The following is a 26,471-nucleotide window of genomic DNA, read 5'->3' as shown; positions in this document are numbered from 1 at the left end:
CTTCCTGGGTCAAGATGTTATGCGAAAGAGCGAGCACTCTGGGGTCATGACCACCACCGTCCCTCGTCCCCCGGCGAAGGCATCCGTCCGGGACCGGCTGCTCCGGCTGGCCGAGACGGTCACCACCCCGCTGCTGCCGGAGGACTACCTCGACCTGGTCGCGCCACTGCGCGCCGGGGCCGCCCTGCGCGGGCGGATCGTCGCCGTCGACCGGGAGACCCGGGACGCGGCCACCCTCACCATCCAGCCGGGCCGCGCCTGGCGTGGCCACACCCCCGGCCAGTACGTCCGCCTCGGCGTCGACGTCGACGGGGTACGGCAGTGGCGGGCCTACTCGGTGACCTCCGCCCCCGACCGCCCCGACGGTCGGATCACCGTGACCGTCAAGGCCATCCCGGACGGCCGGGTCAGCAACCACCTGGTGCACCGGACCAGGGTGGGCACCGTCGTCCAGCTCGACCAGGCGCTCGGTGACTTCGTCCTGCCCGACCCGGCCCCGGGCCGGGTCCTGTTCCTCACCGCCGGCAGCGGCGTCACCCCGGTGATGGGCATGCTGCGCGCCGGTGTGCACACCCGGGCCGACGTGGTGCTCGTGCACTCCGCACCGACCCCGGACGACGTGGTGTTCGGCGCGGAGCTGCGCGCGCTGGCCGCGCAGGGTGGCATCCGGCTGGTCGAGCGGCACACCGACCGGCACGGGCTGCTCGGGGTCGGCGAGCTAGCCACCCTGGTGCCCGACCACCTCGACCGGCAGACCTGGGCCTGTGGGCCGGTCGGCATGCTCGACGCGGTGCAGGAGCACTGGGCGGCGGCCGGCGTCGCCGACCGGCTGCACACCGAGCGGTTCCGGCCGACGGTCATCGCCCCCGGTGAGGGGGGCACCGTCACCTTCACCCGGGCCGGCCTCACCCTCGACGCCGACGGCGGCACCCCGATCCTCGACGCCGGCGAGGCCGCCGGGGCGCTGATGCCCTCCGGCTGTCGGATGGGTATCTGCTACGGCTGCGTCCTGCCGCTGCGTCAGGGGGCGGTGCGGGACCTGCGTGACGGGACGCTCACCACCGCCGTCCCGGGCGACGGCGTGCTCATCCAGACCTGCGTGTCGGCGGCGGCCGGTACCTGCGACATCGATCTCTGACCAGGAGGCCGGACGTGACAGTCATCCAGAAGAAGACCGACAACCCGATCGCCCACCTGAGCGCCGAGGACATCGAGATCCTCGGCAAGGAGCTCGACGCGATCCGGGACCGGGTGCTAGCCGAGCGTGGCGAGAGCGACGCGGCCTACATCCGCAAGGTGATCAAGACCCAGCGGACGCTGGAGATGAGTAGCCGCGCGGTGCTGCTCTTCTCGCTCTTCCCGCCGGCCTGGGTGGTCGGCACCGCAGGTCTGGCGGTGGCCAAGATCCTGGAGAACATGGAGATCGGCCACAACATCCTGCACGGCCAGTACGACTTCATGCGCGACCCGAAGATCCACTCCACCACCTGGGAGTGGGACCACGTCTCCCCGGCCGACCAGTGGAAGCACTCGCACAACCAGCTGCACCACACGTACACCAACGTGCTCGGCAAGGACAACGACCTCGGGTACGGCATCATGCGGGTCGACGAGGACCAGAAGTGGTACCCGCTGCACCTCGGCCAGCCGCTGTGGAACTTCGTCAACGCCTGCTTCTTCGAGTACGGCATCGCCGCGTACGACCTGGAGCTGGGCCGCAACCTGCGCAAGGGCCGGCACAAGGCCCCCGAGTTCCGGGCCCGGCTGCGCGCGGTCGGCCGCAAGATCCGCCGCCAGGTGCTCAAGGACTACGTCATCCACCCGCTGCTGTCCGGCCCGTCCTTCCTCAGCACCCTCGCCGCCACCTTCACCGCGAACCTGATCCGCAACCTGTGGAGCCACTCGGTGATCATGTGCGGGCACTTCCCCAACGGAGTGGAGACGTTCTCCAAGACCTCGATCGAGGGGGAGACCCGGGGCGAGTGGTACCTGCGGCAGATGCTCGGCTCGGCCAACATCAGCGGTAGCCGGCTGATGCACATCATGACCGGCAACCTGTCCTTCCAGATCGAGCACCACCTCTTCCCCGATCTGCCCAGCAAGCGCTACCAGGAGATCGCCCCGCAGGTGCGGGCGCTGTTCGACAGGTACGGGCTGAAGTACACCACCGGCCCGCTGCCCAAACAGGTCGCCTCCGCCTGGTGGAAGGTCATCCGGCTCTCCCTGCCCGACCGGGAGGCGGCCCGCCCGACCACCGACGAGCGCCCGGCCCGCGCGCTGGCCACCTCCGGGGTCTGACCCGCCGCCGGCACCGTCCACCCGGGCCGGTCAGCAGCCGGTCCAGCGCGCCGGGCTGAGCCGTCCGCCGGAGGTCCAGCCGACCACCGTGCCGTCGTCCGCTATCGACTCCGCCTTGAGGTAGTGGACACTTCCCCCCCGCCCCGGCAGCGGCGTCACCCGGTCGCCGTGCCCCACTGCCGCATCGCCGACCACCACGCCGCTGGTCGTCACGCCGTATATCCGCCAGCCCACCGCCGGATGGACCGGCGTCACCTTCCCGGTACGCAGGTTCCACCGATACGGGGTCCCGTCGCCCTCGTCGGGGGTGTCGTCCGCCCCGCCGGCCGCCCAGTCGCCCCGGGCCGCGCTCGCCCAGGAGCGCGGCTTGCCGGGCACGGCGAGCCAGTGGATCCCTCCGTCCGGGCGGCGCACCCAGCCGGCGTAGTGCGTCGTGCCGCCCGGCGCGACGGAGGTGCCGACGACACTGCCGTCGTCCAGGACCGCGTCGGCGCTCCCCTCGGTCAGGGGCGTGACCGTCTCGACCGTGCCCGGTCGGTCCGCCGGCCACCGCAACGGCAGTTGGGTCTCGGTCGCCTCCACCGAGCCGTGCCCCACGATGTCGCCGCGTGCGTTGATCCCGGTGGCCCAGACGTTCGAGACGGTTCCCGGAACGGGCAGCTCCGTCAACTGGCCGTCCTGGTACCGCCAGGGACGGTACGTCGCCGAGATGGAGCCGTTGCCGATCACGACCCCTGCCGTGTTGACGCCGGTGACCTCCCCGGCCAGCGGGGTGGGCACGGCGGTGACCCGGTTGCCGCGCCAGAGCAGCAGCAGCGGTTCCCACACCCCGTCGGTGATCCGGGCGCCGGTGCCCGCGACGAACCGGTTGGCCGGATCCACCGCCTCGGCCTTGCCCTGCGTCGCCTCGGCCGGCAGCGGCAGCGGATGCAGCACGCAGAGTCGGAGGCTGTCCTGGCGTGGCCCGGCAACGGCCGCACCGGGCAGGCCCAGCGCGGCGGTGAGCAGGCCGACGGCGACCCCGGCGAGCATGCGGTGGCGGACCATGGCGACTCCGATCGACAGCTGTTGCGGAAAACCCCGTACTCAGCGTGCGGAGCACGTTACCCGAACGCTCCGATCGTGGTGTGCCGGTACGAGCGGTGGCCGGTGCGGGATCATGGGGAGACGCACCGGAGGGATCCGAGATGGCCTACGTGTTCCTGCTGATCGCGATCAGCGCCGAAGTGGCCGGCACCAGCCTGCTCAAGGCGACGCAGGGGTTCACCCGGCTCTGGCCGACGGTCGGGCTGGCCGCCGCCTACCTGCTGGCCTTCGGCATGCTCGCGCTGGCGGTGCGGGACATCCCGGTCGGAGTGGCGTACGCCGTGTGGTCCGGCCTCGGCACCGCTGCGATCGTCGCGGTCGGCGCGGCCTTTCTCGGTGAGCCGTTGAGCGTGTCGAAGGTGATCGGGGTGGGCCTGATCATCGGGGGAGTGGTGGTGCTCAACCTCGGCGGGGCGCACTGAGCCGGCCGCCCCGGGTGCGGGCCGGCCGGCTCAGGCTCCGGCGGCGGCCGACGGCGACCGGCGCAGTGCCGGTGCCGCAGGCCCGCCTGTGGGATCCGTCGACGGTCAGCAGCCGACCCAGCGCATCGGGGTGACCCGGCCGTCGTTACGGAACCCGACGACGACGCCGGTGTCGGCGATGGCCCGGGTGCCGGTCCCACCGGGCAGCACCCGCGAGGTGCCACCCCGGGCGATGCGGTCCCCGCCGACGACCACCCCGCGCGCGTTGACGTCGGTGACCGACACCAGCTCGTCGGCGAGCCGGGACCACGAGCGGTCCCGCAGATCCCAACGCACCTTCACCGCGTTGGCGCCGCCCAGGTCGACCCGGCCGACCGCCCAGTGGCCCGCCGCGGCGTCGACCAGGGCGGTGCGGGCACCGGGCACGGTCAGGTCGGCGACCCGGCCGTCGGGACGACGGACCCACGCCGTCCACTCCGCGAAGTCCCCGGCGTTGCCGACGATGGTGCCGTCCTGGGTGATCGCCGCGGGCTGGGCGTCGGGCCGCGGGATGTCCAGCACCTCGACGGTGCCCGGCCGGGCCGCGGGCCAGCGCAGCGGGTGGTAGCGACCGGTGGTCCTGTCCTCGGCGGTGCCGACGATGTCGCCGGCCTCGTTGATCGCCGTCGCGCCGACGCTCTGGGACGGTGCGACGGGAAGCAGGGTGAGCTTTCCGCCGCGGTACACCCAGGGGCGGCTGTACGCGTCGATCCAGCCGTTGCCGAGAACCGTCCCGTTGGTGTCGACGTCGGCGACGTCGCTGACCAGGGGCGACTCCAGGGTGGTGAGCCGGTCCCGGTCCCAGACCAGCAGAAGGTCACGGTTTCCGGTCTCCTCGACCCGCAGCGCGGTGCCGGCGACGAACCGGCCGGTCGGGTCGATGGCCTCGGCGTCGGCCCGGTACACATCGGGTGGGTAGGCCAGCGGGCGGACCGTGCAGCCCGACCGGCTCTGGCCGGCCACGGCCGGTGTGCCGGCGACGCCGACCGGGGCGGCCAGCAGCCCGACGGTCAGGCCGGCGACAGCGGTACGTCGTGCGAGGTGGGTCATCGTCACTCCCCGTTCGGGTCCCGGGGTTGTCCCGGGCACTTCCGATGACCGTCACACGTACGCCGGGGCGTGCCGGTTGCGCCGCTGTCCGATCCCGGACCGACCTGTTGCGCTCCACCCGGCAGGGGCGGGGTTCGTGGGGAGACGGTGGGACCCGGGTCCGCACTGTGGGACCCGGGTCCGTGACGTGGTTACCGGCGTGGGTCAGTGGCGACCCGCCGAGTGCCGGTGCACCGACTGCCGTCCCCGGACGAACGCCAGCACGATCACCGCCAACAGCGCGATGACACCGATGATGGCCAGCCAGCGGACCGCCTCCAGCAGCAGCCCGAGCAGGATGAGCGCGCCGCCGACGACACCGACGACGAAGAGCATGGCCCGCATGTCCACCTCCTCTGACAGCACTGACCTGCCTGCGTTCCCGTTCCGTGCCGTCGTATGCCTGGTCAGCGCCGGGCGACGTAGACGGTGTTGGCGGACTCGCCACCGGTCAGCGGGTTGGCGAACGCGACGACGTGGGCCCGCCAGGTCGGGAACACCTCGGCGAGGACCCGGCCGAACGCGTCGTCCGGCGGATCGTCCGACCAGAGCGCGAACACCCCGTCGGGATGCAGCAGGTCGGCCAGCCGACGCAGGCCGCCGGCGGTGTAGAAGGCGGCATGGCTGGGGTGCAGTACGTTGCGCGGGGAGTGGTCGACGTCGAGCAGCACGGCGTGGAAACGCCGGCCGGGCTGCTCCGGGTCGAAGCCGGTGCCGTCGGCGACGGCGGCGAAGAAGTCCGCCCGGACGAACCGGGTCCGCGGGTCCGGGGCGAGGCCGGCGGCGAAGGGGAGCAGTTGGCGGCGGTGCCAGTCGATGACGTCCTCGATCGTCTCCACCACCAGCACCGAACGCACCCGACCGTCCTCCAGGGCGGTACGGGCGGTGTAGCCGAGGCCGAGACCGCCGACCACCACGTCGAGGGGCTCGTCACCCAGCGGGGCCAGGCCCAGCCGGGCCAGTTCGATCTCGGCGACCGGAAAGAGGCTGGACATCAGGTACTCGTCGTCGAGCTTCACCTCGTACACGTCGACGTCGAGGGCGGGGTCCCGCCGCCGGCGCAGACTGATGGCGCCGATCGGGGTCTCCCGCCAGGCCAGTTCCTCGAATCGCACGCCCACCCGGCCGTCCTTCCACCGTCGTCGTGCCGGGATGCTACCGGGGCGACCGGTTCGGATCGGTGTCGGCTCGCGCGGCGCCGTCGTAGGGCGGCGTCATTCGTCGGACGACCGACCGGACGCGGCTCCGCGGCCGCTGCCGGCGTCGCGACGCAGGGTCCACGGGACATCGACGCAACGCATATCCTGTCCGCCGAGGACTCGCGGAAGGGACGCCATGCCGTCGCGGCAGGACCAGCTCCACTCCTACCAGTTCACCATGCAGCGGGCCGTCGCCGCCCTGGTCATGCGGGAGACCGACCCGGCGCGTTCGCCGTTTCGCCGACTGGCCGGAGCGGGTCTGGCCAGCGTGCTGGTGGCGGCGATCGGCCTGGGCGGTTTCGCGCTCTACGGACTGTTCGCCGGCGGCGGGTCGAAATGGCGGGACACCGGCGCGGTGATCGTGGAGAAGGAGTCCGGGGCCCGGTTCGTCTACCGCGACGGCCGGCTGCACCCGGTGCTCAACTATGCCTCGGCGCTGCTGATCGTGGGGGCGGACCGGTCCCGCACGGTGCTGGTGTCGCGGCGGTCCATCGAGGGGGTGCCGCGTGGGCTGCCGCTGGGCATCGCCGACGCGCCGGACTCGCTGCCGGCGTCCGGGCGGCTCTCCACCGCGCCGTGGACGGTCTGTTCCTGGGAACCGGCCGAGGCCGCTCGGGCCGCCCCCCGGTCGGCGTTGCTGATCGGCCGGGAGGTGACCGGCGGGCGGCAGCTCGCCGAGGAGGCGGTGCTGGTCCGGCACCCGGACGGCTCCCTCCACCTGATCTGGCACCAGCGCCGGCACCTGCTGCGGGACACCGCCCAGGTGCTCGCGGCCCTGGCCGCCACCCGGGAACGCGCGGTCCCCGCCGCCCCTGCGCTGCTCAACGCCCTGCCGGCGGGCGTCGACCTGGCCCCGCCCGCGCTGGTCGGCCTCGGCGAGCCCTCGTCCGAGGTCGCCGGTGCCGCGATCGGAGAGGTCTACCTGGTCCGCAACTCCGGTGGTGGCCGGCAGTACGCGGTCGCCGAGCGGGACGGCCTGGCCGGCATCACCGAACTCCAGGCGGCGCTGCTGATGGCCCGCACCGGCCAGGACGAACCGGCGCCGATCACCCTGGGCCGGTTCGCCGCGCTGCCCAAGCTGCCCGATCTGGTGCCGACCGGCCCGACCGCGCCGCCGCCCGCCCCGCCCCGCCTGGCCGGTGCCGACGGTGGCGCGCTCTGTGCCAGGGTCGGCACCGACGGCGTGGTCCAGGACGTACGGATCGGCACGGCCACGCCGGATCCCACCGCCGCCGCTCGTACCGCCGACCGCTCGGGCGGGGTGCGCGTCGACCACGTGTTGGTCGAGCCGGGCCGGGGTGCGGTGGTCGAGTCGGTGGCCGCGCCGGGGGCCGGCGGTGGCGCCGTGTCGGTGGTCACCGACCTGGGCCGCCGTTACGTGCTCGCCGACGTCGAGGTGCTCGGCATGCTCGGCTACCAGGGGGTCACCCCGGTACGGCTCCCCGCCGGCCTGGTCAGCCTGGTCCCCGCCGGCAGCACCCTCGACCCGGTCGCCGCCCGGTCGGCCGCCGGCCCGTCCTGACCGGCCCCGCCGCGGAGGCCACCCCCGGCGATGATCGACGGAGGTACCCGGTGATCGACGCCGGGGTGACGGCCGTCCGGGCGGCGCGGGCCGGCCGTCGTCGCCGGGCGGCACCCGGGCGGCCCTGATGGCGCGGGTTCAGGCGGGCGGGCGACGCAGCAGGCTGACCGCGAAGTCCGCCTCGTCCCGCCAGGGGCGCAGGTCCCAGGTGGCGAAGCGCTGTTCGAGCCGAAGGCCGGCGGCGACCGCGTCGCTGTCGAAGTGGTCGAGCCGGTACCCCCGGTCGAGGCCGAAACCGACGAGGACCACCCCGTCTGGGCGCAGGTGGCCGGCGATCCGGGCCAACACGGTGGGTTCGGTGCCGGCGGCGACGAAGGCCATCACGTTGCCGGCCACCACGGCGGCGTCGAAGGGCTCGGTCTCACCGGCCGCGGCGAGATCCAGTTCGACGAGGTCGGCGACCAGCCAGCGGGGCCCGGGGTGGTCGGCGCGGGCCGCCTCGATCAGGGCGGGGTCGGCGTCCACCCCGACCACCCGGTGCCCCCGCTCGGCGAGCGCCGCGCCGACCCGGCCGGTGCCGCAGCCGGCGTCCAGGATCCGGGAGCGGGGTGCCACCACCGCGTCGACCAGGCGGGCCTCACCGGCCAGGTCGGCACCCTCGGCGGCGAGCCGCCGGAACCGGTCGATGTACCACTGCGAGTGTTCGGGGCCGGTCTCGGTCGCCCACCGGGTCGGGTTGGTCATGTCGCCACGGTAACCGGCCGGCCGGGCGCGACGGGGCGCTCACCGCCTCTCCGGCACCGGCGGGACGACGGGCCGGGGAGCAGGCTCAGGGCAGCTGGGCCACAGTGACGAACTCGTTGTAGGTGAAGACCTTGCCCATCGACCGGGGGAACGGGAAGGAGTACTGCTTGACCACAGTCATGCCGAGGTCCCGGGCGGCCTGGGCGGCCTCGTCGAACCCGACGAACCGGACATGGGTGGCGTCGCTGGCGTACCCCCGCTCCTGCGGGGTGATGAAGACCGCGGTGCCGCCGGAACGCAGGAACGGCAGGTAGCCGGAGACGACCTCCAGGGCAGCCTCGGCGGGCAGGTGCTCCAGCAGGTGGGCGGCGAGCAGCGCGTCGAAGGCGCCGGGCCGGGCGTGCGGGGACTGGTGGAACTCCTCGATGGTGTACGCCTCCAGCCCGGCCGCCCGGGCGTGCGCCACCGAGGTCGGGTTGTGGTCCACCCCGACCGCGCCCTCACCCAGGTTGGCCAGGTTGCGGCCGAGGCCGCAGCCGACGTCGAGGGTACGGCCCAGCTCGAGGCGCTGGAGGTTCCACCGGTACGGCGCCTGCACGTCGAGCACCTGCTTCCAGCGCGCGCCACCGAGGCGTTGCAACCGCTGGGTGTAGTCCTCACCCTCGGTGCCCGCCGCGGTGTCCTGCTCTGCTCGACTCATCGCCGGCCCCTCTGCCCGTCGCGGAAACGTCGCCACCCGGCAGGCGTGCGGAGGCACGCTGCCGGCCGTCGGGTGCCCGCGCCGACGCGGGCACCCGAGAGATGCTACGGACCCGGGCGGCCGTCGTCAGCCCCCGTGAGCGGCGGTTCGGCACCGGGTCGGCGCTGGTCACCCTGGGTGATCTCCGATTCGACCCCGGGTGTCGGTCAGCCCTTCTCCGCCCCGCTGGTCAGCCCCTCGGTCAGGAGCCGCTCCCCGGCGAAGAAGAGGATCACGATGGGCAGGGTGAGCAGCACCGATCCGGCCATCAACACGGTCTTGGGCACCTCCACCCCGTCGGCCAGCAGGGACAGCCCCAGCGACACCGTCCACCTGTCGGGTCTGTCGACCATGAAGAGCAGGGCGAAGAGGAACTCGTTCCAGGCGATCATGAAGACGTAGAGGGCGACCGCCATGATCGACGCCCCGGCCGAGGAGCGAGCCGGGTCAGGCCGGCTCGGGCGGGTCGGTGAGGTCGGCCTCCGTGGGCTCCCGTGGCTCGGCCACCCAGGCCGAGAAGACCGGCACCCCGTGCCACGGCCCGACTCCGCCGTCCCGGTGGTCGGTGGCCACCGCGAGCACCGCGTACGGGTGCCCGAAGCGCAGCACGGCGGTCCGTCGGAGACCTTCCGGTGGAAGGCTGACCAGGGAGAACGCCCCGGTCACCGCGGCGGCCTCGAAGCCGTACCGGCCGTAGTGGGCCACCGCTGCCTGCCGGGCCTCGACGCCCACCTCCGCGCCGAGCAGCCCGCCCAGCGTTCGGGCCAGCGCCGGGAAACCCAGCCCGGGAGCGGTCAGGTCGTGCTCGTCCTGCGCCGACCAGCAGGGCAGCACCGCGTGGTGCCGCTCCTCCCGGCCGTCGCGGGCGGAGGTGCGGACCCGCTCCTCGCGCAGCGTCCCGAGTGGTCCCGCCCCGAGCGGCAGGTCGAACAGGGACCGGCGGGCCGGTTCGCCGTCCACCGCGGCACCGGCCAGTTCGTAGCCGGCGGCGAGCACGTCGGCCGGCCGGACCGCCGGGTCGGCCACGACCGAGAGCACCACCAGCCCGGCCTCGTCGCGTTCCACCGCCGATGCGGTGTGCACGGCGACGTCACCGGCCGCCCCGGTCGACGCGATCCACGCCCGGTGCCCGTGCTCCGGGGTACGCAACGCCCGCGTCAGCCGTCCGGCCCAGCCGCCGCCCGAGCGGTCGAGCGCCGAGCCGGGCACCAGGTCGAACGGCGCGGCCCAGGAGATCCGGGTGGCCAGGGCGCTGGCCAGCGCCAGCAGCACCCGGGGAGAGACGGTGAGCGGGAACCTGTCGACCAGCCCCAGGGTGTGCTCGCGGGACCAGGCGTCCAGGCCCGCCTGGTCGGGCAGGGGGCCGGTGGCGGTGTGGCGGGGCAGCCCGTCCTGCCAGCCGGCCAGCTTCCCGGTGTCCGCACCGGGGCGGTGCCAGACCGCGGTGGCCGACGGCACCAGCGGGTGCGGCCGGTCCAGCAGCGCGGCGGCCGCCGCCGCGGCGGTCTCCCCGTCGACGCCGAGCACGTCGGCCACCTCGTCCCGGACCGCACCGGTGGCGGCCGGCGCGGCGAGCGCCAACAGCAGCCAGGCGCCGAGCGGGGAGGCGACATGGTGCCGGTCACCGATGTCGGCGTGCAGCCGGGCGGCGTACCGGGCCAGTGGGGCGTACGGGATCGTCGTCATGCCCTCCACTGTGCCCACCGGGGGCGCCGTCGGCACCCCGGTCAGGACCAGAGTTCGAAAGGTTCGTCGATCTGCTCGCCGGCCAGGAACGCGGTGAGCAGCTCGGGCAGCCGGCCGGGGTAGAACCGGGCGGTGCTGGTGACGATCTCGTCGACCCTCCACCAGCGGAAACCGAAGTAGTCCTCCACCTCGTAGTCGAGCCGGTCGGCGCCGTCGACGTCCGGCGCGGCGGCGTCGAGGCGTACCGTCAGCACCACCTCGTCCTGGACGTGCCGTAACTGACGGTGGATGAAGCTGGCCCGCCGCCGCCAGGTCGGCGGGCCGAGCTGCCCGGCGGTGACCACGAAGCCGGTCTCCTCCCGCAGCTCCCGCAGCGCGGTCTGCGGGTACGACTCCCCGGGGTCGACGCCCCCACCGGGCAGCTCCCACCAGGTGCCGAGCCGGGGATGCTCCGGGTCGCGGGTGTGGAACAGCAGGATCAGTCCGTCCCGGTCGCGGACCACCAGCCGCACGGCGGTGCGTTCGAGCACGGGCAGGTCCCGGGGCAGTTCGGTCACGGGGCTCCCTCGACGGGGCACCGTCAGGGCGGTGACGGTGCGACGATGGCGATCATGGCTGAGGTCTTCGGTGAGGTGGCGGCGGACTACGACGAGATCCGGCCGGGATATCCGGCCGCCCTCGCCGGGACCATCCTCGCCTATCACGGCGGACCCCCCGCCCGGCTGGTCGAGGTCGGTGCCGGCACCGGCCTGGCCACCGCCCTGCTGGTCGACCTCGCCGCGGCGGACGCCGAGCCGACCCGCCGGCCGCCGGCCGCGGCGGGGCCTGAAGGTTCCGGGCGGCGGGAGCGGGGCGTGGCAGGGCCGGCAGCCGTCGCACCGGAGCCGCGCCGGCCGGGGGCCCGGGTGACCTGCGTCGAGCCGGACGCCCGGATGGCGGCGGTGCTGGCCGCCCGGTTCCCCGGCGTCGAGGTGACCGTGACCCGGTTCGAGCGGTGGTCACCGCCGCCCGGTGGGGTGTCGCTGCTGGCCTGCGCGTTGGCCTGGCACTGGCTCGACCCGGCCACCCGCAACCGGCGGGCCCACGACGCGCTGACCCCCGGTGGCACCCTGGCCGTCTTCGCCCACCGCTACGACTACGTCGACCCGGCCCATTCGGCGGCGATCCGGGCGGCCTTCGAGTCGGTCGACCCGGTGCCGCACCACGACCAGCCGGAGGACTGGTTCCACGCCGACATCACCGCCAGCGGACTCTTCACCGACGTGCGGTCGACAGCCTTCCGCCGGTCGGTGCCGCTGACCACGGCGGCGTACCAGCGGCTGGTCGGCACCTTCTCGCCACAGCTGCGCCGACCACCGGAGCTGCGGGAACGGGTCCTCGCGGCGATCGGCACCGCGGTCGACGGCTTCGGCGGCACGGTCACCCTGGACCTGCGGACGACGCTGGTGCTGGCCCGTCGGCCGGCCTGACGAAAAACCGGTGGGCGGGTCGTGTCGATCCGGCGGGGTCCCCGTTCGACCTGAGGTGAGAGGGTCGGACAGCGACCCGACGGCGAGGAGCGAAGATGGCCAAGTACATGCTGATCATGCGGGGTACGGACGAGTCCGTCGCGAAGATGATGGAGACGCCCTTCGAGGAGATGCTGGAGACGGTGGGGCGGTTCAACGAGGAGCTGATCCGGGCGGGTGTGCTGGTGGCCGCCGAGGGCCTGGAGGACCCGGCCGAGAGCGTGGTGGTCGACTACAGCGGGGAGACCCCGGTCGTCACCGACGGGCCGTACGGCGAGACGAAGGAGCTGTTCGGCGGCTTCTACCTGATCGACGTGGCATCGAAGGAGGAGGCCGTGGAGTGGGCCCGGCGGATGCCGGCGATCAGCGGCAGCAGGTGCGAGGTCCGCCGGGTACCCAGCATCGACGAGTTTCCGCAGGACAACGAGTGGGTCGTCAGGGAGCGGGCGTGGCGCGAGCGGACCGGCCAGCTCTGACCACCACCGGCCACGGCACCGCCGCCGGTGACGGCCCGCCGGGCGCCGGGTCGGCGCGGCGGGCCGTCGAGGCGCTCTGGCGGATCGAGTCCGCCCGGATCGTCGGGGCGCTGGCCCGCTTCACCGGCGACTTCGCGCTGGCCGAGGATGTCGCGCAGGAGGCGGTGGCGCAGGCGCTTGTCGGCTGGGCGCGCGACGGGGTGCCGACGAACCCGGTGGGCTGGCTGCTCACCGCCGCCCGGCGGCGCGCGGTCGACGCCTTCCGCCGCCGGGCGGCGTTGGACGAGCGGTACGCCGCGCTCGCCGGTCAGCTTGCCGGGGGTACCGGCGGATCGCCCTCCGACGACCTGCCGTGGGACCCGGACCGGGTCGACGACGACATCCTCGCGCTGATGTTCGTGGCGTGTCATCCGGTGCTCTCTCCCGAGGCCCGGCTGGCCCTGACGTTGCGGGTGGTCGGTGGTCTGTCGAGCGAGGAGATCGCGCGGGCGTTCCTGGTGCCGGTGCCCACCGTCCAGGCGCGGATCACCCGGGCCAAGAAGACGATCGCCGCCGCGCGGGTGCCGTTCGCGCTCCCCGAGCCGGCGCAGCGTCGGGAGCGGCTCGGCGCGGTCCTGAGCGTGCTCTACGTGATCTTCACCGAGGGGTCGACGGCGACGAGCGGTGACCGGCTGCTCCGCCCCGACCTGGCGTACGAGGCGATCAGGCTGGCCCGGACGCTGGCCGCGCTGCTGCCCACCGAGCCGGAGGTGCACGGCCTGCTCGCCCTCTGCGAGCTGACGGCCGCGCGGTTCCCGGCCCGGGTTGACGCGGACGGCGAGGCGGTGCTGTTGGCGGACCAGGACCGGCGGCGGTGGGACCGCTCGGCGATCCGGCGGGGCGTGGCCGCGCTCGGTCGGGCCTCGGCGCTGGGGCGGGGCCTCGGGCCGTACGGGTTGCAGGCGTCGATCGCCGCCTGCCACGCCGGTGCCGCCTCGGTGGCGCAGACCGACTGGGCCCGGGTGGTGCTGCTCTACGAGGCGCTCGGCCGGGTCGCGCCCTCGCCGGTCGTCGCGCTGAACCGGGCGGTGGCGGTGGCGATGGCCGACGGGCCGCAGCAGGCGCTGGCCGTGGTGGACGAGGTGGCCGCCGCCGGTCGACTGGCCGGGTCCCACCTGCTGCCGAGCGTGCGGGGTGAGCTGCTCGCCCGGCTCGGTCGGACCGTCGAGGCGCGGGCCGAGCTGGAGTTCGCCGCCCGGTTGTGCCGCAACGCCCGCGAGCGCTCGGTGCTGCTGCGCAAGGCCGACGCCCTCGGCGGGTGACCCGGATGGGGACGGCGGTAGGCTGCCCGCCGTGGCAGGTCTGTTGAGGAACGTGGCGACCCGGCTCGGCCGGGTGACCGGCGCGGTCGGCGCGCAGCGGGGCACCCCCGGTCCGATCCCGGCGCAGCCGGCCCGGCGGCGGCAGGTCAGCGCCCTGCAACGGCGGGAGCTGTCGTACGCGCCGGAGCCGGACGGGCAGGCCGACCCGGGGGAGATCGTCTGGACCTGGGTGCCCTACGAGGACGACCCGAAGCAGGGCAAGGACCGCCCGGTGCTGGTGGTCGGCAGGTCCAGCCGCACCCTGTTCGGGCTGATGCTCTCCAGCCAGAGCGAGCGGGACGGCCAGCGGCACTGGCTGGCGCTGGGCCCGGGGGAGTGGGACCGCGACGCCCGACCCAGTTGGGTACGCCTCGACCGGGTGCTCACCATGCGCGAGGACGGCATCCGCCGGGAGGGCGCGGTGCTGGACCGGGGTCGCTTCGACCGGATCGGGCAGGCGCTGCGGGCCGGTTACGGCTGGCGCTGAGCCGCCGACTGCCGCCCCGGCCGGTCGCCGGGGCGGGCGGACCTCAGCACTCGGCGAGCCGGGCCGCGTCGAGCAGTTGCCGGGGTGACTGCCGGCTGGCGACGCCCTTCGCCCGGTACATCGCGGCGTCGGCCCGGCACAGCGCGTCGGCCAGTTGGGTGGGGCCGGTGACCGGGGCGAGTCCGACCGAGGCGGTGACCCGGACGCTGCACGGGCCCAGCGGGATCGGGGCGGCCATCGCCTCGCAGAGCCGCCGGGTGGCGTGGTCGATCCAGCGCCTGTCGACCGACGGGCTGGCCAGCAGGCCGGCGAACTCGTCCCCACCGAGCCGGGCGACCAGGTTGTCGCCGGCGAAGGCGGCCAGCCGCTGGGCGACGCTGATCAGCACCTGGTCACCGGCGGCGTGCCCGTAGCGGTCGTTTACCTGCTTGAAGTCGTTGAGGTCGAGGACCACCGCGATGAGGGGCTGCCCGCCGGCGTCGGTGAGCAGCGTGGCGGCCAGCCGGTAGAAGGCCCGACGGTTGGGCAGCCCGGTGAGCGGATCGTGGCTGGCGGCGTGCCGTTCGGCGGCCAACTCGGCCTGGAGGTGCTCCAGTTCCGCCTCGGCCTGCAGTGCCCGGCGGCGTAGCTGCCACACCGAGACCAGGGCCCCGGCTGCGGAGACGCCGGACGCGACGGTCAACGGATCCGGCACGGGTCCTCCCTCGCGGTGCGGCGTACGGCCCGGTCGGCGGCGGCCGTCGTGCCGTGCCGGACCCTCGTTTCCCCAGGTCAATGCCCCGGGAGTGGTAACCCAAAGTGAACGGATAAGTACCGCCCACGTTGGGTTATCATGCTCGCTGTCCGATGCAGATGCAATAGCAGATGCACGTGCAGCACGGCCGGATCTGATGTCGCGCAGCCCCTCCAACCCGCACCGTCCCCTGGCGACACCGGTCCGCACCCCGACAGAAAGACATCCATGCAGCAGCCTGAGAACGGCGTCCCCACCACCCAGCTGCCCCCCCTGAGGTGGGAGAAGAGCCGGCGGAGCAACCCCAGCGGCAACTGCGTCGAGTTGGCGGCACTCCCCGGCGGAGCCGGCATCGCCATGCGCAACTCGCGCCACCCCGAGGGGCCGGCCCTGATCTACACGGTGGACGAGATAACAGCGTTCGTCCTCGGTGCGCGGGACGGCGACTTCGACCACCTGATCGACTAGTGCGCCACGGTCCCGCCCACGGGACCGTATCCGTCCGGAGGATGTTCACCTCACCGTCGGTCCATGGCATGCTTACTCGTCGGTCGGTCGGGCGGGGGCCAGGGGCCGATCGGGTGTGGGCATTGTGCGGAGGGGCGGGGCACGTGACGATGGTTGCCGCCGAGGGGGGACCGGCCACCGGCCCCACGGTGTTGCGGATGCTGCTCGGCGCGCAGTTGCGCCGGCTGCGGGAGGCCAGCGGCGTCACACGGGAGGGTGCCGGCTGGGAGATCCGTTCCTCGGAGTCGAAGATCAGCCGGATGGAGCTGGGTCGGGTCGGCTTCAAGGAACGCGACGTCGCCGACCTGCTCACCCTCTACGGGGTCACCGCCGTCGACGAGCGCAACGCGCTGCTCAAGCTGGCCCGGGACGCCAACAGCCCCGGCTGGTGGCACCGCTACGGTGACGTGCTGCCCACCTGGTTCCAGTCCTACCTGGGCCTGGAGGCGGCCGCCGCGTTGATCCGCAGCTACGAGGTGCAGTTCGTCCCCGGCCTCCTCCAGACCCCGGACTACGCCCGCGCGGTCGTCCTGCTCGGGCACCGGGGCGCCGCGGTAGAGGAGGTCGACCGTCGGGTGGAACTGCGGATGCAGCGTCAGCAGTTGCTGCACCGCACCGATCCGCCGCAGCTCTGGGCGGTGATCGACGAGGCCGTCCTGCGCCGGCCGATCGGCGGCCCGCAGGTGATGCGGGGGCAGTTGACCGCGCTGGTCGAGGCGACCCGTTCGCCGCACATCCGACTACAGATCATTCCGTTCGACGCCGGTGGCCACGCCGCGGCCGGTGGGGCCTTCACCATCCTGCGGTTCGGCGACGACGACCTGCCCGACATCGTCTACATCGAGCAGCTGACCAGCGCGCTCTACCTCGACAAGCGGGAGGACCTGGACTACTACGCGGCGGCTATGGAACGGCTCTGCGTCGAGGCCACCCCGCCGGAGCGTACGCCGGAGGTCCTCACCCGACTGCGGGACGAGCTCTACCCGCAGTGACCGCCCACCGGCCTGCCGGCACCGCCGGGACGGCCTCTACGATGGCGGGAACCGAAGACAGTGGACGGACGCCATCGACCACCGATGGCGCGGAGTCATGGAGGACCCGGTGACCACCGATGCCCCGACGGGCGCCGCCCAGCACCCCAGCGACCGGATCGACACCTCGGTCGCGCACCCGGCCCGCCGCTACAACTACTGGCTCGGTGGCAAGGACAACTTCCAGGCCGACCGTGATTCCGGCGACGCCATGGCAGCGGCCTTCCCGACCATCCGTACCGCCGCCCTGGAGAACCGTCGGTTCCTGCAACGCGCGGTGGCCCACCTGGCCCGCGAGGCGGGCATCCGGCAGTTCCTGGACATCGGCACCGGCATCCCGACGGCGGACAACACCCACGAGGTGGCCCAGGCCATCGCCCCGGACGCCCGGGTGGTCTACGTCGACAACGACCCGATCGTGCTGGCCCACGCCCGGGCGTTGCTGACCAGTTCGGCGCAGGGCGCCACCGCCTACATCGACGCCGACCTGCGCGACCCGGAGAAGATCCTGCACCACCCCGAGCTGCGGCGCACCCTCGACCTGGGGCAGCCGGTCGCGCTGATGCTGGTGGCCATCCTGCACTTCGTGCCGGACCCCGACGACCCGTACGGCGTGGTCCGCCGGCTGCTCGCGGAGTTGCCGCCGGGCAGCTACCTGGCCGCGTCGCACGCCACCTACGACCATCTTGCTCCGGCGGTGGCTGAGGAGGCCCGGGTGGCGACCCGGAGCGGCAACGCACCCGGCATGATCAATCTGCGTGGTCGGGACGACTTCGCCCGGTTCTTCGACGGCTTGGACATGGTCGAGCCCGGCCTCGTCTCGGTGGCCGAGTGGCGGGCCGAGACCGAGCCGCAGCCCCGGCCCACCGCGGACGAGGTGAGCATGTACGGCGCGGTGGCCCGCAAGCCCTGACCAGGTTTCACCGACCGAGCCCGAGCGAGGTGGCCGGGGGCAGGTCGGCGGGCGGGTCCGTGCCGTCCCCGCGTGTCGGCCCGCGTGGTCGATTCGTCGACCGGCTCGTAACTTTGTCGGATGATCACACGTTCGCTGGCGCTCAGCCCCCGCACGGTCGTGTCCACCGCCGAGCCCTCGTCCGACGGTCCGGTGGGTTACGTGACCGGCCTGGTGGAGCGGCTCGGCGGCCCCGGCGCGGGGCTGGCGGTGGCGCTGGAGAACCTGTTCCCGCCGATTCCCAGCGAGGTGATCCTGCCGCTGGCCGGCTTCGCCGCCGCCCAGGGGCGGATCAGCCTGGTCGGGGCGATCCTCTGGACGACGCTCGGTTCCGTGGTCGGCGCCTGGGTGCTCTACGGCATCGGCGCGGCACTGGGCCGTGACCGGATGCGGGCCGTCGCGGGCCGGCTGCCGCTGGTGAAGCTGAGCGACGTGGACCGCACCGAGGCGTGGTTCCTCAAGCACGGGGTCAAGGCGGTGTTCTTCGGGCGGATGATCCCGATCTTCCGCAGCCTCATCTCCATCCCGGCGGGGGTGGAGCGGATGCCGATCCCGACGTTCCTGCTCTTCACCACGCTCGGCAGTCTGATCTGGAACACCACCTTCGTGATGGCCGGCTTCCTGCTCGGCGACAACTGGCACGTCGTCGAGGAGTACGTCGGGTCGTTCCAGAAGGTCGTCATCGTGGTCTGCGTCGCCGCCGCCGGCTGGTTCGTGGTCAACCGGGTCCGCCGGGCGCGCGCCGCCCGCCCCGACGTCCCGCCCGCCGACACCCCGCCCGCCGCCGACACCGTCGACCGGTCGGATCCCGGCGACGGTACGACGTACCGGGGGACCGTCTACCGGGGTGGCGTCTGGGGACGCGACACCGACTGAGCCGGGCCGGCGGTGCTGTCGTACGCCGGGCGGAATGATCCGTTCCGGCTGCCCGTACGTACTGCCGGGTGGGGATCGGGACAGGGGAGGCACGATGACGGAGCCGCACCAGGAGTACCGTCCGACGACGGGGGAGCAGCGACCGGTCTTCGAGCCGGTGATCGAGGTGATCGGCGAGCCGGTCGGGGTGACAGGCGACCCGGCGGGCGACCCACCGCCCCGGTCACCGTGGCCCCGCGGAGCGCGCCTGCTGGCTGCCGCGGCGGTGCTGGTGGTGGCGCTCGGCGCGATCGCGGTGGTGGTGACCATGGCCAACCCGGACCGGCTGGGCGTGGTCTTCTCCGGCGGACAGGGTGGGGCGCCACCGGTGACGGTGACCGCCCGCCCGGGTGGCGCGGGCGCCGCCGAGGCCGCCGCCGGGCGGACCGCGACCGCACCGGTCGGCGGGTTGCGCCGGGCCACCTTCGAGTTGCTGGACGGGGTGACCTCGTTCCGGCTGCGCGCCGCCGACCTCGGCGCCGACCTGTACCGGATCAGCAGCCCGGCCGACGCCGGCCTGACGCCCCGGCCCGAGGTGTCCGGCGACCGGGTGCAACTGCGGGTGACCCGTCGGGACAAGCCCGGCCGGGGCGTCGTCGACGTGGTGCTCAACTCCCGGCTGACCTGGCGGCTGCGGCTGATCGGTGGAGTCAGCGACCACGTCCTCGACCTCGCCGAGGCAAGGCTGTCCGGGGTGGAGCTGATCGGCGGCGCGGCCCGGGTCGACCTGCGGTTGCCACCGACGTCCGGCACCCGCACCGTACGGATGACCGGAGGCGTCAACCAGTTCGTGATCCGGGCCCCCGACAGCCCGCCGGTCCGGGTCCGGACGGGTGCCGGCGCCGGCAGCGTCGTCTGGTACGGCGACCGGCGCGACGGCCTCGCCCGGGGGGCCACCGTCGGCTCGCCGGACTGGGACCGGTCGCCCGATCGGCTCTACCTCGACCTCGTCGCCGGGGCCAACACGGTCACCGTCGTCGAGGACTGAACCGGCGGGGACCGGACCGTGGCGGGTGGGCCGGCATAGAGTCGAGCGGTGGACCGTACCGAATCGTTGCCGGCGCAGACCCGACCACCCGGCGTCGCCCCCGAGGACCCGGGCAGCGTGCTGCTGCCCGGCCACGACGTGCCACTGGGCCGGTACACCACGGTGCGCCGGCTGCTGCCGCAGCGGGCCCGCCGGATGGTCGGGGCGTGGTGTTTCGTGGACCACTTCGGCCCGGACGACGTCGCGCAGCGGCCGGGGATGGAGGTGCCGCCGCACCCGCACACCGGCCTGCAGACGGTGACCTGGCTGCTCGACGGCGAGATCGTGCACCGGGACAGCCTCGGCAACGTGCAGCCGATCCGGCCCGGCCAGCTCAACGTGATGACCTCCGGGCACGGCATCGCGCACTCGGAGCGGTCACCCGCCACCCATCCGCCGGTGATGCACGGCGTACAACTGTGGGTGGCGCTGCCCGACCCGGCGCGGGCCGGTGCGGCCGACTTCGCCCACCACGCCGACCTGCCCCGGTGGCGCGACGGCGACTGGGACCACACCCTGCTCGTCGGTGAGCTGGGCGGGGAGGCGTCCCCGGCGGTGGTGCACACCCCGCTGCTCGGTGCGCAGCTCGAGGCGCACGGCCCGACCCCGGCGACGTTGCCGCTACGCCCCCGCTTCGAGTACGCCCTGCTGGCGATGTCCGGCCGGGCCCGGGTCGACGGCCTGTCGCTGGAGCCCGGCGCGCTGCTCTACCTGGGTTCGGGGCGGGAGCGGCTGGTGGTGGCCGCCGATCCGGGCAGTCGACTGATGCTGCTGGGCGGCGAGCCGTTCGACGAGCCCCTCGTCATGTGGTGGAACTTCGTCGGGCGCTCGCACGAGGAGGTGACCGCCGCCCGGGAGGACTGGATGGCCGGCCGTCGGTTCGGTGCGGTCGCCGACGACGCGGCCCCGCCGCTGCCCGCCCCGGAACTGCCGAGCGTCCGGTTGAAGGCCCGGGACCGGCGGGGTGACCTGCACGGTTGAGCCGGTGGCCGGCCCGTGTGCTCGCCCACAATATTGCGGAAATCAGCCGTACGGGTGATGGCCTGTCATAGGCTGGTGTCGGCAGTGATGCCCGCCCGGTTCGGGTGGCCGCCCGGTTGTTGGCCGGTGAACAGGCACGCGTGCGCCCCAGGTCGCGGTTCGCGACCCGGGGCGCCCGCCTTCCCACCCCCACCCACCCCGCCCGTATCCGGTGATCAAGAGGTTTACGCCAAGTCGATCACGGAAGTTGGCGTAAACCTCTTGATCACCGGATACGGGCGGGGTGGGTGGGGTGGCGTGGGTGGGGGGTGGGGGTTAGATGCTGCGGAGGTGTTGGGAGATCCGGGGGTGGCGCTTGTTTCTCGCCTGCCGTGCGTGTTGGGCGGGGTCCACCTCGGGGGCGGTGTCGATGCCGGCGGAGCGGGCCACCTCGGCGTCGTTGACGTAGTCCACCGGCGGCAACGCGCGCAACGCCCGCAACACGTCAGGTGGAGCGCCCTCCCGCTCGGCCTGGCATAGCACGGCGTCCTTCTCCGCCGGGAAGTCCAGGGTGGACAGGTACCGCAGGACTTCGGTCCGACTGGCCATCGGGTGAGCCTCCTCGCCTCCTCGGTTCCGGTCACGATCGGCGGCGGTTACCCGTCCGGCGGCTGATCACTCGCCGTCGAGGCGGAAAACCACCCTGTGTCGTCGAGGTGGATTTCCGCGTCGCTTCGCGTACCCGGGCGGCGACACGAGCGTCGTTTCCGGGTCGCCGTGGTGGGTAACCGAGCGGTCCCATGTCGAAGGGAGCCCCGGATGAACTACGACACCTTCGTCGACCAGGTGGCCCGGCGGATCCGGACCGGTCCTGACCGGGCCGTGGTGCTGGTCCACGCCACCCTGGCCACCCTCGCCGAACGGCTGACCGGTGGGGAGGTGCTCGACCTCGCGACGCAGTTACCGGCGCCGCTGCGACTGGCGCTGCGGCCCGGCCCGAGCACCGAGGCAGCCGACCGGTTCGACGCCGCCGAGTTCGTCGCCCGGGTGGCGCAGCGGGCCGACCTGGACGAAACGGCTGCCCGGGAGGCGGTGCGGGCGGTCTTCGTCACGGTCCGCGAGGCGGTCAGCGGTGGTGAGTTCGACGATCTGGTGATCCGGTTCCCCCGCGACTACCGGGATCTGGTGGAGCCGGCGCTCGCCCCGGGTGGGGCCGCGTTGCGCCGCGCCTGACCCGGCGGGCCACCGGGAGCGGGACCGCCAGTCGGGCACACAGCCGTTGACCAGGGCAACCACGCCGCAACGGTGGGGTGCCCTGACTTGGCGAGTCGTCCGACCTGGCCTAACCTGGACGCACGAGGGGAGTACTTCCCACGAATCATTCCGGTCAGTACGGCGTGCCCCGGGCGCGCCTCGGGTGGTTGCCCACGGCGAATCGTGGGTGAAGGAGACCTCGAACATGGCACGGTGTTCGAGGAGGCTCCATGACCGATCTGTCATATCTTGCTGCCGGTGAATTGTCGTCGGTCGGCACACCGACCCTCTGGGCGGTCACCATCGCCGGCGTGCTCGCCCTGCTGGTCCTCGACTTCCTGGTCACCCGCCGCCCGCACGAGGTGTCGATCAGGGAGGCCCTGGGCTGGTCGGCGTTCTACATCGCGCTGCCGCTGGCCTTCGGCGGCTGGGTCTGGTCCCGGTACGGCTCCCAGCAGGGCGTCGAGTACCTGACCGGTTACCTGGTCGAGAAGTCGCTCTCCGTCGACAACCTCTTCGTGTTCATGCTGCTGCTGGCCGCCTTCGCGGTGCCCGCGGTGCTCGCCCAGCGGGTGCTGCTCTACGGCATCGCCGGTGCGCTGGTGCTGCGCGCGATCTTCATCGCCCTCGGCGCGGCGGCGTTGCAGACCCTCGACTTCGCCTTCCTGCTCTTCGCCGTCATCCTGATCGCCACTGCGGTCAAGCTGCTGCGCGACGCCCTCTCCGGGCACGAGCAGGAGGTCGACATCAACAAGATGCGGTCGGTGCGGCTGCTGCGCCGGTTCATGCCGGTGGTCGACGAGTACCACGGCACCCGGATGACGATCCGCCAGCACGGTCGGCGGGCGCTCACCCCGTTCGCCCTCGTGGTGGTCGCGGTGCTCGCCACCGACATCGTCTTCGCGGTCGACTCGGTGCCCGCCGTCTACGGCATCACCGAGGACCCGTACCTGGTCTTCGCCACCAACGCGTTCGCGCTGCTCGGGCTGCGGGCGCTCTACTTCGTGCTGCACGCCGCGCTCAGCCGGCTGGTGCACCTCAGCTACGGTCTGGCGATCATCCTGGCCTTCATCGGCGTCAAGCTCGGGCTGCACTGGGCGCACGGGATCTGGTCGGGCGTGCCGGAGATCCCGACGTTGGCCTCGCTCGGCGTCATCATCGGCGTCCTGACCGTGGTCACCCTCACCAGCCTGCGGGCCACCCGCGACCGGGAGACCGGCGAGGCCGACGTGGTCACCGAGAAACACTGACGGCACGGAACCGGCGGCGGTACGTGACGTCACGCCGCCGGTTCCGTGGACGGTCCCGGCGAACTCTCCCGCCCGGGGCGGTCCAGGTGGTACGACTTACCGGTGGGAATCGTGTCACCGGGCTTCCAGGGCCGACGTCGTACGACCGACCCGGCCCTGCCGCCGGGGCAGTACCTGACCGAGGACTTCCCGGTCCTGTCCGCCGGGCCGACCCCCAGGGTGTCCCCGGACCGCTGGGAGTTCGTCCTCGCCACCGAGACCGGCGACGAGTTCCGCTGGTCCTGGGCGGAGCTGATGAGCCTGCCGCAGGAGACCCCCACGGTGGACATCCACTGCGTCACCCGGTGGTCCAAGTTCGGCACCAACTGGCAGGGTGTCTCGCTGGACGTGCTGCTCGACGGGGTGGACACCGCCGCCGACTACGCCCAGGCCCACTCGTACGGCGGCTACACCACCAACCTGCCGCTGGACGACCTGCGTGACGGTCAGGCCTGGCTGGTGCACGGATACGACGGCGAACCGCTGCCCGCCGAGCACGGTGGGCCGGCCCGGCTGCTGGTCCCGCACCTCTACTTCTGGAAGTCGGCCAAGTGGGTACGCGGGCTGCGGCTGACAGTCGAGGACGAGCCCGGTTTCTGGGAGACCGCCGGCTACCACGACTACGGCGATCCGTGGCGCGAGCAGCGCTACCAGGGCGACTGAGGTGACCGCTGCCGCCGCGGGTGGCCGGCGGGCCGTGCCGCTGGGCTGGCGGGTGGCCCGGCTGGTGCAGCGCCGGGTCGAGACGTCCACCGCGCAGACCCTGGTCCTGTCGGTGCCGGACTGGCCGGGGCACCTGCCGGGGCAGCACGTCGACGTCCGGCTCACCGCCCCCGACGGCTACCAGGCGGCCCGGTCGTACTCGCTGGCCGGGCCGGCCGACGGCGACCGGATCGCGTTGACCGTGCAGCGGGTGCCCGACGGCGAGGTGTCGCCGTACCTGACCGACGCCTGGGTCGAGGGCGACCCGGTGGAGGTGCGCGGTCCGGTCGGTGGCTGGTTCGTCTGGCGGCCCGCGCAGACCGCGCCGGTGTTGCTGGTCGCCGGGGGTTCCGGGGTGGTGCCGTTGATGGCGATGGTGCGGGCCCGCCGGGCCGCCGGCAGCCGGACGCCGTTCCGGCTGATCTACTCGGTCCGCACCCCGGCGGACGTCATCTACGCCGACGAGCTGCGGACCCGCGCCCGCGACGACCCCGGCCTGGACGTGGCCTACGTCTACACCCGGCAGGCGCCCGACGGGTGGCGGGGCGAGCCGCACCGGATCGGGCTGGCCGACGTGAACACCCACGGCTGGCCGGCGGAGCTGGAACCGCTCTGCTACGTCTGCGGCCCGACCGGTTTCGTGGAGACCGTCGCGGACCTGTTGGTGGGGCTGGGCCACCAGACCCGGCGGGTACGGACCGAACGGTTCGGACCCACCGGCTGACCGGCGAGGAGAATCGATGACCGAGATGTCCTACCTGGACGGCAACATGCTCGACGGGCCGCTGCGCGAGCTGTTCGCGGTGGACCTGAGCACGGCGACCGGACGGTGCGCGTCGTGCGGCATGGTCGGCCCGATGGCCGGCCTGCGGGTCTACGCCCACGCCCCCGGCCTGGTGGGTCGCTGTCCGGCCTGCGCCGAGGTGATGGTGCGGCTGGTCCGGGCCCCCGACCGGGCCTGGCTGGACCTGCGCGGCATCACCTACCTCCAGGTGCCGATGCCGACCGTGGAGCCGTTCCCCCGGCCACTCTGACCCGTTGCGGGCGGTGCGGGCGGCGCAGGGCGTGGTCGTCCGGGTCCGGATGTCCGCCGACTCGGGCCGCCCGGGTGATCCGACACGTTTGTCCTGCCGGGGGTCGGGAAGGGAGCGGACATGACGAAACCTCGTGTGGTGATCGTGGGGGCCGGTTTCGCCGGTTACCACGCGGCGAAGGCGTTGCGCCGATCGGCCGGTGGGCGGGCCGAGATCGTGCTGCTGAACGCGACCGACTACTTCCTCTACCTGCCGCTGCTGCCCGAGGTGGCCGCCGGGGTGGTCGAGCCGGCCCGGATCTCCGTGCCGTTGACCGGCACGCTGCCCGGGGTGCGGGTGGTCGTCGGCGAGGCCGACCGGGTCGACCTGCAGAACCGCTGGGTCGGGTTCACCAACCAGGAGGGGGATCGGGGCCAGTTGGCCTACGACCGGCTGGTGCTCTCCGTCGGCAGCGTCAACAAGCTGCTCCCCATCCCCGGGGTGACCGAGTACGCCCACGGCTTCCGGGGCCTGCCGGAGGCGGTCTACCTGCACGACCACGTGGTCCGCCAGATCGAGCTGGCGGAGCAGGCGGAGGACCCGGCCGAGCAGCAGGCCCGGGCCACCTTCGTGGTGGTGGGCGCGGGCTACACCGGCACCGAGGTCGCGGCACACGGGCAACTCTTCACCGACGCGCTACGGGCGCAGCGGCCCCGGTTGCGGGTCCGCCCCCGGTGGATGCTGCTCGACGTGGCCCCCCGGGTGCTGCCGGAACTTGACGAACGGATGTCGAGGACCGCCGACCGGGTGCTGCGCCGCCGGGGCGTCGACGTACGGATGGGCACCTCGGTCGCCGAGGCCACTGCCGACGGGGTACGGCTCACCGACGGCGAGTACGTCCCGACCTGCACGCTGGCCTGGTGCGTCGGGGTACGCCCCGACCCGTTCGTGGCCGAGCTGGGCCTGCGGACCGAGAAAGGCCGGTTGGTGGTCGACGAGTACCTCAACGTCCCCGGTTTCCCCGAGGTGTACGCCTGCGGTGACGCCGCCGCCGTGCCGGACCTGGCCCGCCCCGGGCAGATCTGCGCGATGACCGCCCAGCACGCGCAGCGGCAGGGCAAGCTCGCCGCGCAGAACATCGCCGCCTCCTACGGTCACGGCCGGCGTCGCCCGTACAAGCATCACGATCTGGGCTGGGTGGTCGACCTGGGGGGTAAGGACGCGGCGGCGAACCCGCTGAAGCTGTCGCTGTCCGGGTTGCCCGCCAAGGCGGTCACCCGTGGCTACCACCTGTTGGCGATGCCCGGCAACCGGGCCCGGGTGAGCGCGGACTGGGTGCTCGACGCCGCGCTGACCCGGCCGGCGACGCAGCTCGGCCTGGTCCCGGCCAACGCCGTCCCGTTGGAGAGCTCTTCGCCCGAGGTGCCCGTGCGCACCCGCTGACCGGAAATGA

The 26,471-nt window shown here is 73.4% G+C and carries 31 protein-coding genes; 20 read left to right on the top strand and 11 right to left on the bottom strand.

Annotation, left to right across the window (positions count from 1 at the left end; translation table 11 throughout):
* Positions 1 to 46: 46 nt before the first annotated feature.
* Together AC0AIB_RS01305 and AC0AIB_RS01300 are read left to right on the top strand one after the other, a co-directional pair.
* Positions 47 to 1,138: a ferredoxin reductase gene (locus tag AC0AIB_RS01305; RefSeq protein ID WP_328346073.1), complete on the top strand. Its 1,092-nt coding sequence runs from the start codon at positions 47 to 49 to the stop codon at positions 1,136 to 1,138.
* Between the two features lie 14 nt (positions 1,139 to 1,152).
* Positions 1,153 to 2,298, top strand: coding sequence for a fatty acid desaturase family protein (locus AC0AIB_RS01300; RefSeq protein WP_328346074.1), 1,146 nt, complete (start codon positions 1,153 to 1,155; stop codon positions 2,296 to 2,298).
* A 30-nt stretch (positions 2,299 to 2,328) separates the two neighbouring features.
* Here AC0AIB_RS01300 and AC0AIB_RS01295 read toward each other — a convergent pair whose 3' ends face one another.
* Positions 2,329 to 3,345, bottom strand: coding sequence for a hypothetical protein (locus AC0AIB_RS01295; protein ID WP_328346076.1), 1,017 nt, complete (start codon positions 3,343 to 3,345; stop codon positions 2,329 to 2,331).
* Between the two features lie 140 nt (positions 3,346 to 3,485).
* Between AC0AIB_RS01295 and AC0AIB_RS01290 the strand changes: the two genes are divergently transcribed.
* Positions 3,486 to 3,806: a DMT family transporter gene (locus AC0AIB_RS01290; protein WP_328346078.1), complete on the top strand. Its 321-nt coding sequence runs from the start codon at positions 3,486 to 3,488 to the stop codon at positions 3,804 to 3,806.
* Positions 3,807 to 3,911: 105 nt separating this feature from the next.
* Here AC0AIB_RS01290 and AC0AIB_RS01285 read toward each other — a convergent pair whose 3' ends face one another.
* The 3 genes from AC0AIB_RS01285 to AC0AIB_RS01275 form a co-directional block, all read right to left on the bottom strand.
* On the bottom strand, positions 3,912 to 4,895 hold the full coding sequence (locus tag AC0AIB_RS01285; RefSeq protein ID WP_328346080.1) for a hypothetical protein: 984 nt from the start codon (positions 4,893 to 4,895) through the stop codon (positions 3,912 to 3,914).
* A gap of 204 nt (positions 4,896 to 5,099) precedes the next feature.
* The gene (locus AC0AIB_RS01280) at positions 5,100 to 5,279 is read right to left on the bottom strand and encodes a hypothetical protein (protein WP_328346082.1); all 180 of its coding nucleotides are present in this window, start codon (positions 5,277 to 5,279) and stop codon (positions 5,100 to 5,102) included.
* Positions 5,280 to 5,341: 62 nt separating this feature from the next.
* Positions 5,342 to 6,055 (bottom strand): polyamine aminopropyltransferase, encoded by a 714-nt coding sequence (locus AC0AIB_RS01275; protein WP_328346084.1) that lies wholly within the window; start codon positions 6,053 to 6,055, stop codon positions 5,342 to 5,344.
* A gap of 214 nt (positions 6,056 to 6,269) precedes the next feature.
* Here AC0AIB_RS01275 and eccB point away from each other — a divergent pair, with 214 nt between their 5' ends.
* Positions 6,270 to 7,655, top strand: coding sequence for a type VII secretion protein EccB (gene eccB, locus AC0AIB_RS01270; protein WP_328346086.1), 1,386 nt, complete (start codon positions 6,270 to 6,272; stop codon positions 7,653 to 7,655).
* 138 nt (positions 7,656 to 7,793) lie between these two features.
* On the opposite strand, the gene AC0AIB_RS01265 is transcribed toward eccB, so the two are convergent.
* The 5 genes from AC0AIB_RS01265 to AC0AIB_RS01245 all read right to left on the bottom strand — a co-directional run bounded on the left by AC0AIB_RS01265 (position 7,794) and on the right by AC0AIB_RS01245 (position 11,381).
* The gene (locus AC0AIB_RS01265) at positions 7,794 to 8,399 is read right to left on the bottom strand and encodes a class I SAM-dependent methyltransferase (protein ID WP_328346088.1); all 606 of its coding nucleotides are present in this window, start codon (positions 8,397 to 8,399) and stop codon (positions 7,794 to 7,796) included.
* 85 nt (positions 8,400 to 8,484) lie between these two features.
* Positions 8,485 to 9,099 (bottom strand): methyltransferase domain-containing protein, encoded by a 615-nt coding sequence (locus AC0AIB_RS01260; protein ID WP_328346090.1) that lies wholly within the window; start codon positions 9,097 to 9,099, stop codon positions 8,485 to 8,487.
* Positions 9,100 to 9,305: 206 nt separating this feature from the next.
* A complete protein-coding gene (locus tag AC0AIB_RS01255) occupies positions 9,306 to 9,554 on the bottom strand; it encodes an ABC transporter permease family protein (protein WP_328346093.1) in 249 nt (82 codons plus the stop codon).
* A gap of 31 nt (positions 9,555 to 9,585) precedes the next feature.
* A complete protein-coding gene (locus tag AC0AIB_RS01250) occupies positions 9,586 to 10,824 on the bottom strand; it encodes a hypothetical protein (RefSeq protein WP_465095833.1) in 1,239 nt (412 codons plus the stop codon).
* Positions 10,825 to 10,865: 41 nt separating this feature from the next.
* The gene (locus tag AC0AIB_RS01245; protein ID WP_328346097.1) at positions 10,866 to 11,381 is read right to left on the bottom strand and encodes an NUDIX hydrolase; all 516 of its coding nucleotides are present in this window, start codon (positions 11,379 to 11,381) and stop codon (positions 10,866 to 10,868) included.
* Positions 11,382 to 11,426: 45 nt separating this feature from the next.
* On the opposite strand from AC0AIB_RS01245, the gene AC0AIB_RS01240 reads away from it, so the two are divergent.
* The 4 genes from AC0AIB_RS01240 to AC0AIB_RS01225 all read left to right on the top strand — a co-directional run bounded on the left by AC0AIB_RS01240 (position 11,427) and on the right by AC0AIB_RS01225 (position 14,635).
* Positions 11,427 to 12,293: a class I SAM-dependent methyltransferase gene (locus AC0AIB_RS01240; RefSeq protein ID WP_465095832.1), complete on the top strand. Its 867-nt coding sequence runs from the start codon at positions 11,427 to 11,429 to the stop codon at positions 12,291 to 12,293.
* A 95-nt stretch (positions 12,294 to 12,388) separates the two neighbouring features.
* A complete protein-coding gene (locus tag AC0AIB_RS01235) occupies positions 12,389 to 12,808 on the top strand; it encodes a YciI family protein (protein WP_328346100.1) in 420 nt (139 codons plus the stop codon).
* Positions 12,809 to 12,891: 83 nt separating this feature from the next.
* A complete protein-coding gene (locus AC0AIB_RS01230) occupies positions 12,892 to 14,109 on the top strand; it encodes an RNA polymerase sigma factor (RefSeq protein ID WP_328348771.1) in 1,218 nt (405 codons plus the stop codon).
* Positions 14,110 to 14,140: 31 nt separating this feature from the next.
* Positions 14,141 to 14,635 (top strand): type II toxin-antitoxin system PemK/MazF family toxin, encoded by a 495-nt coding sequence (locus AC0AIB_RS01225; protein ID WP_328346102.1) that lies wholly within the window; start codon positions 14,141 to 14,143, stop codon positions 14,633 to 14,635.
* A 43-nt stretch (positions 14,636 to 14,678) separates the two neighbouring features.
* Here the strand turns inward: AC0AIB_RS01225 and AC0AIB_RS01220 are convergent, their stop codons facing one another.
* Positions 14,679 to 15,329, bottom strand: coding sequence for a GGDEF domain-containing protein (locus AC0AIB_RS01220; protein WP_328346104.1), 651 nt, complete (start codon positions 15,327 to 15,329; stop codon positions 14,679 to 14,681).
* Between the two features lie 267 nt (positions 15,330 to 15,596).
* Between AC0AIB_RS01220 and AC0AIB_RS01215 the strand changes: the two genes are divergently transcribed.
* From AC0AIB_RS01215 to AC0AIB_RS01190, 6 genes are all read left to right on the top strand, one after another.
* The gene (locus AC0AIB_RS01215; RefSeq protein WP_328346106.1) at positions 15,597 to 15,836 is read left to right on the top strand and encodes a DUF397 domain-containing protein; all 240 of its coding nucleotides are present in this window, start codon (positions 15,597 to 15,599) and stop codon (positions 15,834 to 15,836) included.
* Between the two features lie 149 nt (positions 15,837 to 15,985).
* Positions 15,986 to 16,867, top strand: a complete 882-nt coding sequence (locus tag AC0AIB_RS01210) for a helix-turn-helix domain-containing protein (RefSeq protein WP_442930798.1) — start codon at positions 15,986 to 15,988, stop codon at positions 16,865 to 16,867.
* A gap of 97 nt (positions 16,868 to 16,964) precedes the next feature.
* Complete coding sequence (locus AC0AIB_RS01205; RefSeq protein ID WP_328346110.1) at positions 16,965 to 17,819, top strand: SAM-dependent methyltransferase; 855 nt, start codon at positions 16,965 to 16,967, stop codon at positions 17,817 to 17,819.
* Between the two features lie 120 nt (positions 17,820 to 17,939).
* Positions 17,940 to 18,734, top strand: a complete 795-nt coding sequence (locus tag AC0AIB_RS01200) for a DedA family protein (RefSeq protein WP_465095831.1) — start codon at positions 17,940 to 17,942, stop codon at positions 18,732 to 18,734.
* A gap of 94 nt (positions 18,735 to 18,828) precedes the next feature.
* Positions 18,829 to 19,761 carry a hypothetical protein gene (locus tag AC0AIB_RS01195; protein WP_465095830.1) on the top strand — a complete coding sequence of 311 codons (933 nt, stop codon included), beginning with the start codon at positions 18,829 to 18,831 and terminating at the stop codon, positions 19,759 to 19,761.
* Between the two features lie 48 nt (positions 19,762 to 19,809).
* Entirely contained in the window at positions 19,810 to 20,781 is a 972-nt protein-coding gene (locus tag AC0AIB_RS01190; protein WP_328346116.1) for a pirin family protein, read from the top strand.
* Positions 20,782 to 21,096: 315 nt separating this feature from the next.
* On the opposite strand, the gene AC0AIB_RS01185 is transcribed toward AC0AIB_RS01190, so the two are convergent.
* Positions 21,097 to 21,369: a DUF2795 domain-containing protein gene (locus AC0AIB_RS01185; RefSeq protein ID WP_328346118.1), complete on the bottom strand. Its 273-nt coding sequence runs from the start codon at positions 21,367 to 21,369 to the stop codon at positions 21,097 to 21,099.
* 210 nt (positions 21,370 to 21,579) lie between these two features.
* On the opposite strand from AC0AIB_RS01185, the gene AC0AIB_RS01180 reads away from it, so the two are divergent.
* From AC0AIB_RS01180 to AC0AIB_RS01155, 6 genes are all read left to right on the top strand, one after another.
* On the top strand, positions 21,580 to 21,993 hold the full coding sequence (locus AC0AIB_RS01180; protein WP_328346120.1) for a DUF2267 domain-containing protein: 414 nt from the start codon (positions 21,580 to 21,582) through the stop codon (positions 21,991 to 21,993).
* 251 nt (positions 21,994 to 22,244) lie between these two features.
* Positions 22,245 to 23,264, top strand: coding sequence for a TerC family protein (locus AC0AIB_RS01175; protein WP_328346122.1), 1,020 nt, complete (start codon positions 22,245 to 22,247; stop codon positions 23,262 to 23,264).
* A 111-nt stretch (positions 23,265 to 23,375) separates the two neighbouring features.
* The gene (locus tag AC0AIB_RS01170) at positions 23,376 to 23,966 is read left to right on the top strand and encodes a sulfite oxidase-like oxidoreductase (RefSeq protein WP_442930799.1); all 591 of its coding nucleotides are present in this window, start codon (positions 23,376 to 23,378) and stop codon (positions 23,964 to 23,966) included.
* A 1-nt stretch (position 23,967) separates the two neighbouring features.
* Positions 23,968 to 24,729 carry a ferredoxin reductase gene (locus tag AC0AIB_RS01165; RefSeq protein ID WP_465095829.1) on the top strand — a complete coding sequence of 254 codons (762 nt, stop codon included), beginning with the start codon at positions 23,968 to 23,970 and terminating at the stop codon, positions 24,727 to 24,729.
* A 16-nt stretch (positions 24,730 to 24,745) separates the two neighbouring features.
* Complete coding sequence (locus tag AC0AIB_RS01160; protein WP_328346127.1) at positions 24,746 to 25,039, top strand: DUF6510 family protein; 294 nt, start codon at positions 24,746 to 24,748, stop codon at positions 25,037 to 25,039.
* 120 nt (positions 25,040 to 25,159) lie between these two features.
* Entirely contained in the window at positions 25,160 to 26,461 is a 1,302-nt protein-coding gene (locus tag AC0AIB_RS01155; protein WP_328346129.1) for an NAD(P)/FAD-dependent oxidoreductase, read from the top strand.
* The last annotated feature ends 10 nt before the right edge of the window (positions 26,462 to 26,471 follow it).

Source organism: Micromonospora sp. DSM 43699 (assembly GCF_055517075.1).
This window is presented reverse-complemented; position numbering and strand designations above follow the sequence as displayed.

Excerpts from the sequence above, each read along its gene's own strand:
- AC0AIB_RS01305 (WP_328346073.1), top strand. The coding sequence starts at position 47 with ATGACCACCACCGTCCCTCGTCCCCCGGCGAAGGCATCCGTCCGGGAC.
- AC0AIB_RS01295 (WP_328346076.1), bottom strand. The coding sequence starts at position 3,345 with ATGGTCCGCCACCGCATGCTCGCCGGGGTCGCCGTCGGCCTGCTCACC.
- AC0AIB_RS01290 (WP_328346078.1), top strand. The coding sequence starts at position 3,486 with ATGGCCTACGTGTTCCTGCTGATCGCGATCAGCGCCGAAGTGGCCGGC.
- AC0AIB_RS01285 (WP_328346080.1), bottom strand. The coding sequence starts at position 4,895 with ATGACCCACCTCGCACGACGTACCGCTGTCGCCGGCCTGACCGTCGGG.
- AC0AIB_RS01280 (WP_328346082.1), bottom strand. The coding sequence starts at position 5,279 with ATGCGGGCCATGCTCTTCGTCGTCGGTGTCGTCGGCGGCGCGCTCATC.
- eccB (WP_328346086.1), top strand. The coding sequence starts at position 6,270 with ATGCCGTCGCGGCAGGACCAGCTCCACTCCTACCAGTTCACCATGCAG.
- AC0AIB_RS01265 (WP_328346088.1), bottom strand. The coding sequence starts at position 8,399 with ATGACCAACCCGACCCGGTGGGCGACCGAGACCGGCCCCGAACACTCG.
- AC0AIB_RS01260 (WP_328346090.1), bottom strand. The coding sequence starts at position 9,099 with ATGAGTCGAGCAGAGCAGGACACCGCGGCGGGCACCGAGGGTGAGGAC.
- AC0AIB_RS01255 (WP_328346093.1), bottom strand. The coding sequence starts at position 9,554 with ATGGCGGTCGCCCTCTACGTCTTCATGATCGCCTGGAACGAGTTCCTC.
- AC0AIB_RS01250 (WP_465095833.1), bottom strand. The coding sequence starts at position 10,824 with ATGACGACGATCCCGTACGCCCCACTGGCCCGGTACGCCGCCCGGCTG.
- AC0AIB_RS01240 (WP_465095832.1), top strand. The coding sequence starts at position 11,427 with ATGGCGATCATGGCTGAGGTCTTCGGTGAGGTGGCGGCGGACTACGAC.
- AC0AIB_RS01235 (WP_328346100.1), top strand. The coding sequence starts at position 12,389 with ATGGCCAAGTACATGCTGATCATGCGGGGTACGGACGAGTCCGTCGCG.
- AC0AIB_RS01215 (WP_328346106.1), top strand. The coding sequence starts at position 15,597 with ATGCAGCAGCCTGAGAACGGCGTCCCCACCACCCAGCTGCCCCCCCTG.
- AC0AIB_RS01210 (WP_442930798.1), top strand. The coding sequence starts at position 15,986 with ATGGTTGCCGCCGAGGGGGGACCGGCCACCGGCCCCACGGTGTTGCGG.
- AC0AIB_RS01205 (WP_328346110.1), top strand. The coding sequence starts at position 16,965 with ATGGAGGACCCGGTGACCACCGATGCCCCGACGGGCGCCGCCCAGCAC.
- AC0AIB_RS01200 (WP_465095831.1), top strand. The coding sequence starts at position 17,940 with ATGATCACACGTTCGCTGGCGCTCAGCCCCCGCACGGTCGTGTCCACC.
- AC0AIB_RS01195 (WP_465095830.1), top strand. The coding sequence starts at position 18,829 with ATGACGGAGCCGCACCAGGAGTACCGTCCGACGACGGGGGAGCAGCGA.
- AC0AIB_RS01185 (WP_328346118.1), bottom strand. The coding sequence starts at position 21,369 with ATGGCCAGTCGGACCGAAGTCCTGCGGTACCTGTCCACCCTGGACTTC.
- AC0AIB_RS01180 (WP_328346120.1), top strand. The coding sequence starts at position 21,580 with ATGAACTACGACACCTTCGTCGACCAGGTGGCCCGGCGGATCCGGACC.
- AC0AIB_RS01175 (WP_328346122.1), top strand. The coding sequence starts at position 22,245 with ATGACCGATCTGTCATATCTTGCTGCCGGTGAATTGTCGTCGGTCGGC.
- AC0AIB_RS01160 (WP_328346127.1), top strand. The coding sequence starts at position 24,746 with ATGACCGAGATGTCCTACCTGGACGGCAACATGCTCGACGGGCCGCTG.
- AC0AIB_RS01155 (WP_328346129.1), top strand. The coding sequence starts at position 25,160 with ATGACGAAACCTCGTGTGGTGATCGTGGGGGCCGGTTTCGCCGGTTAC.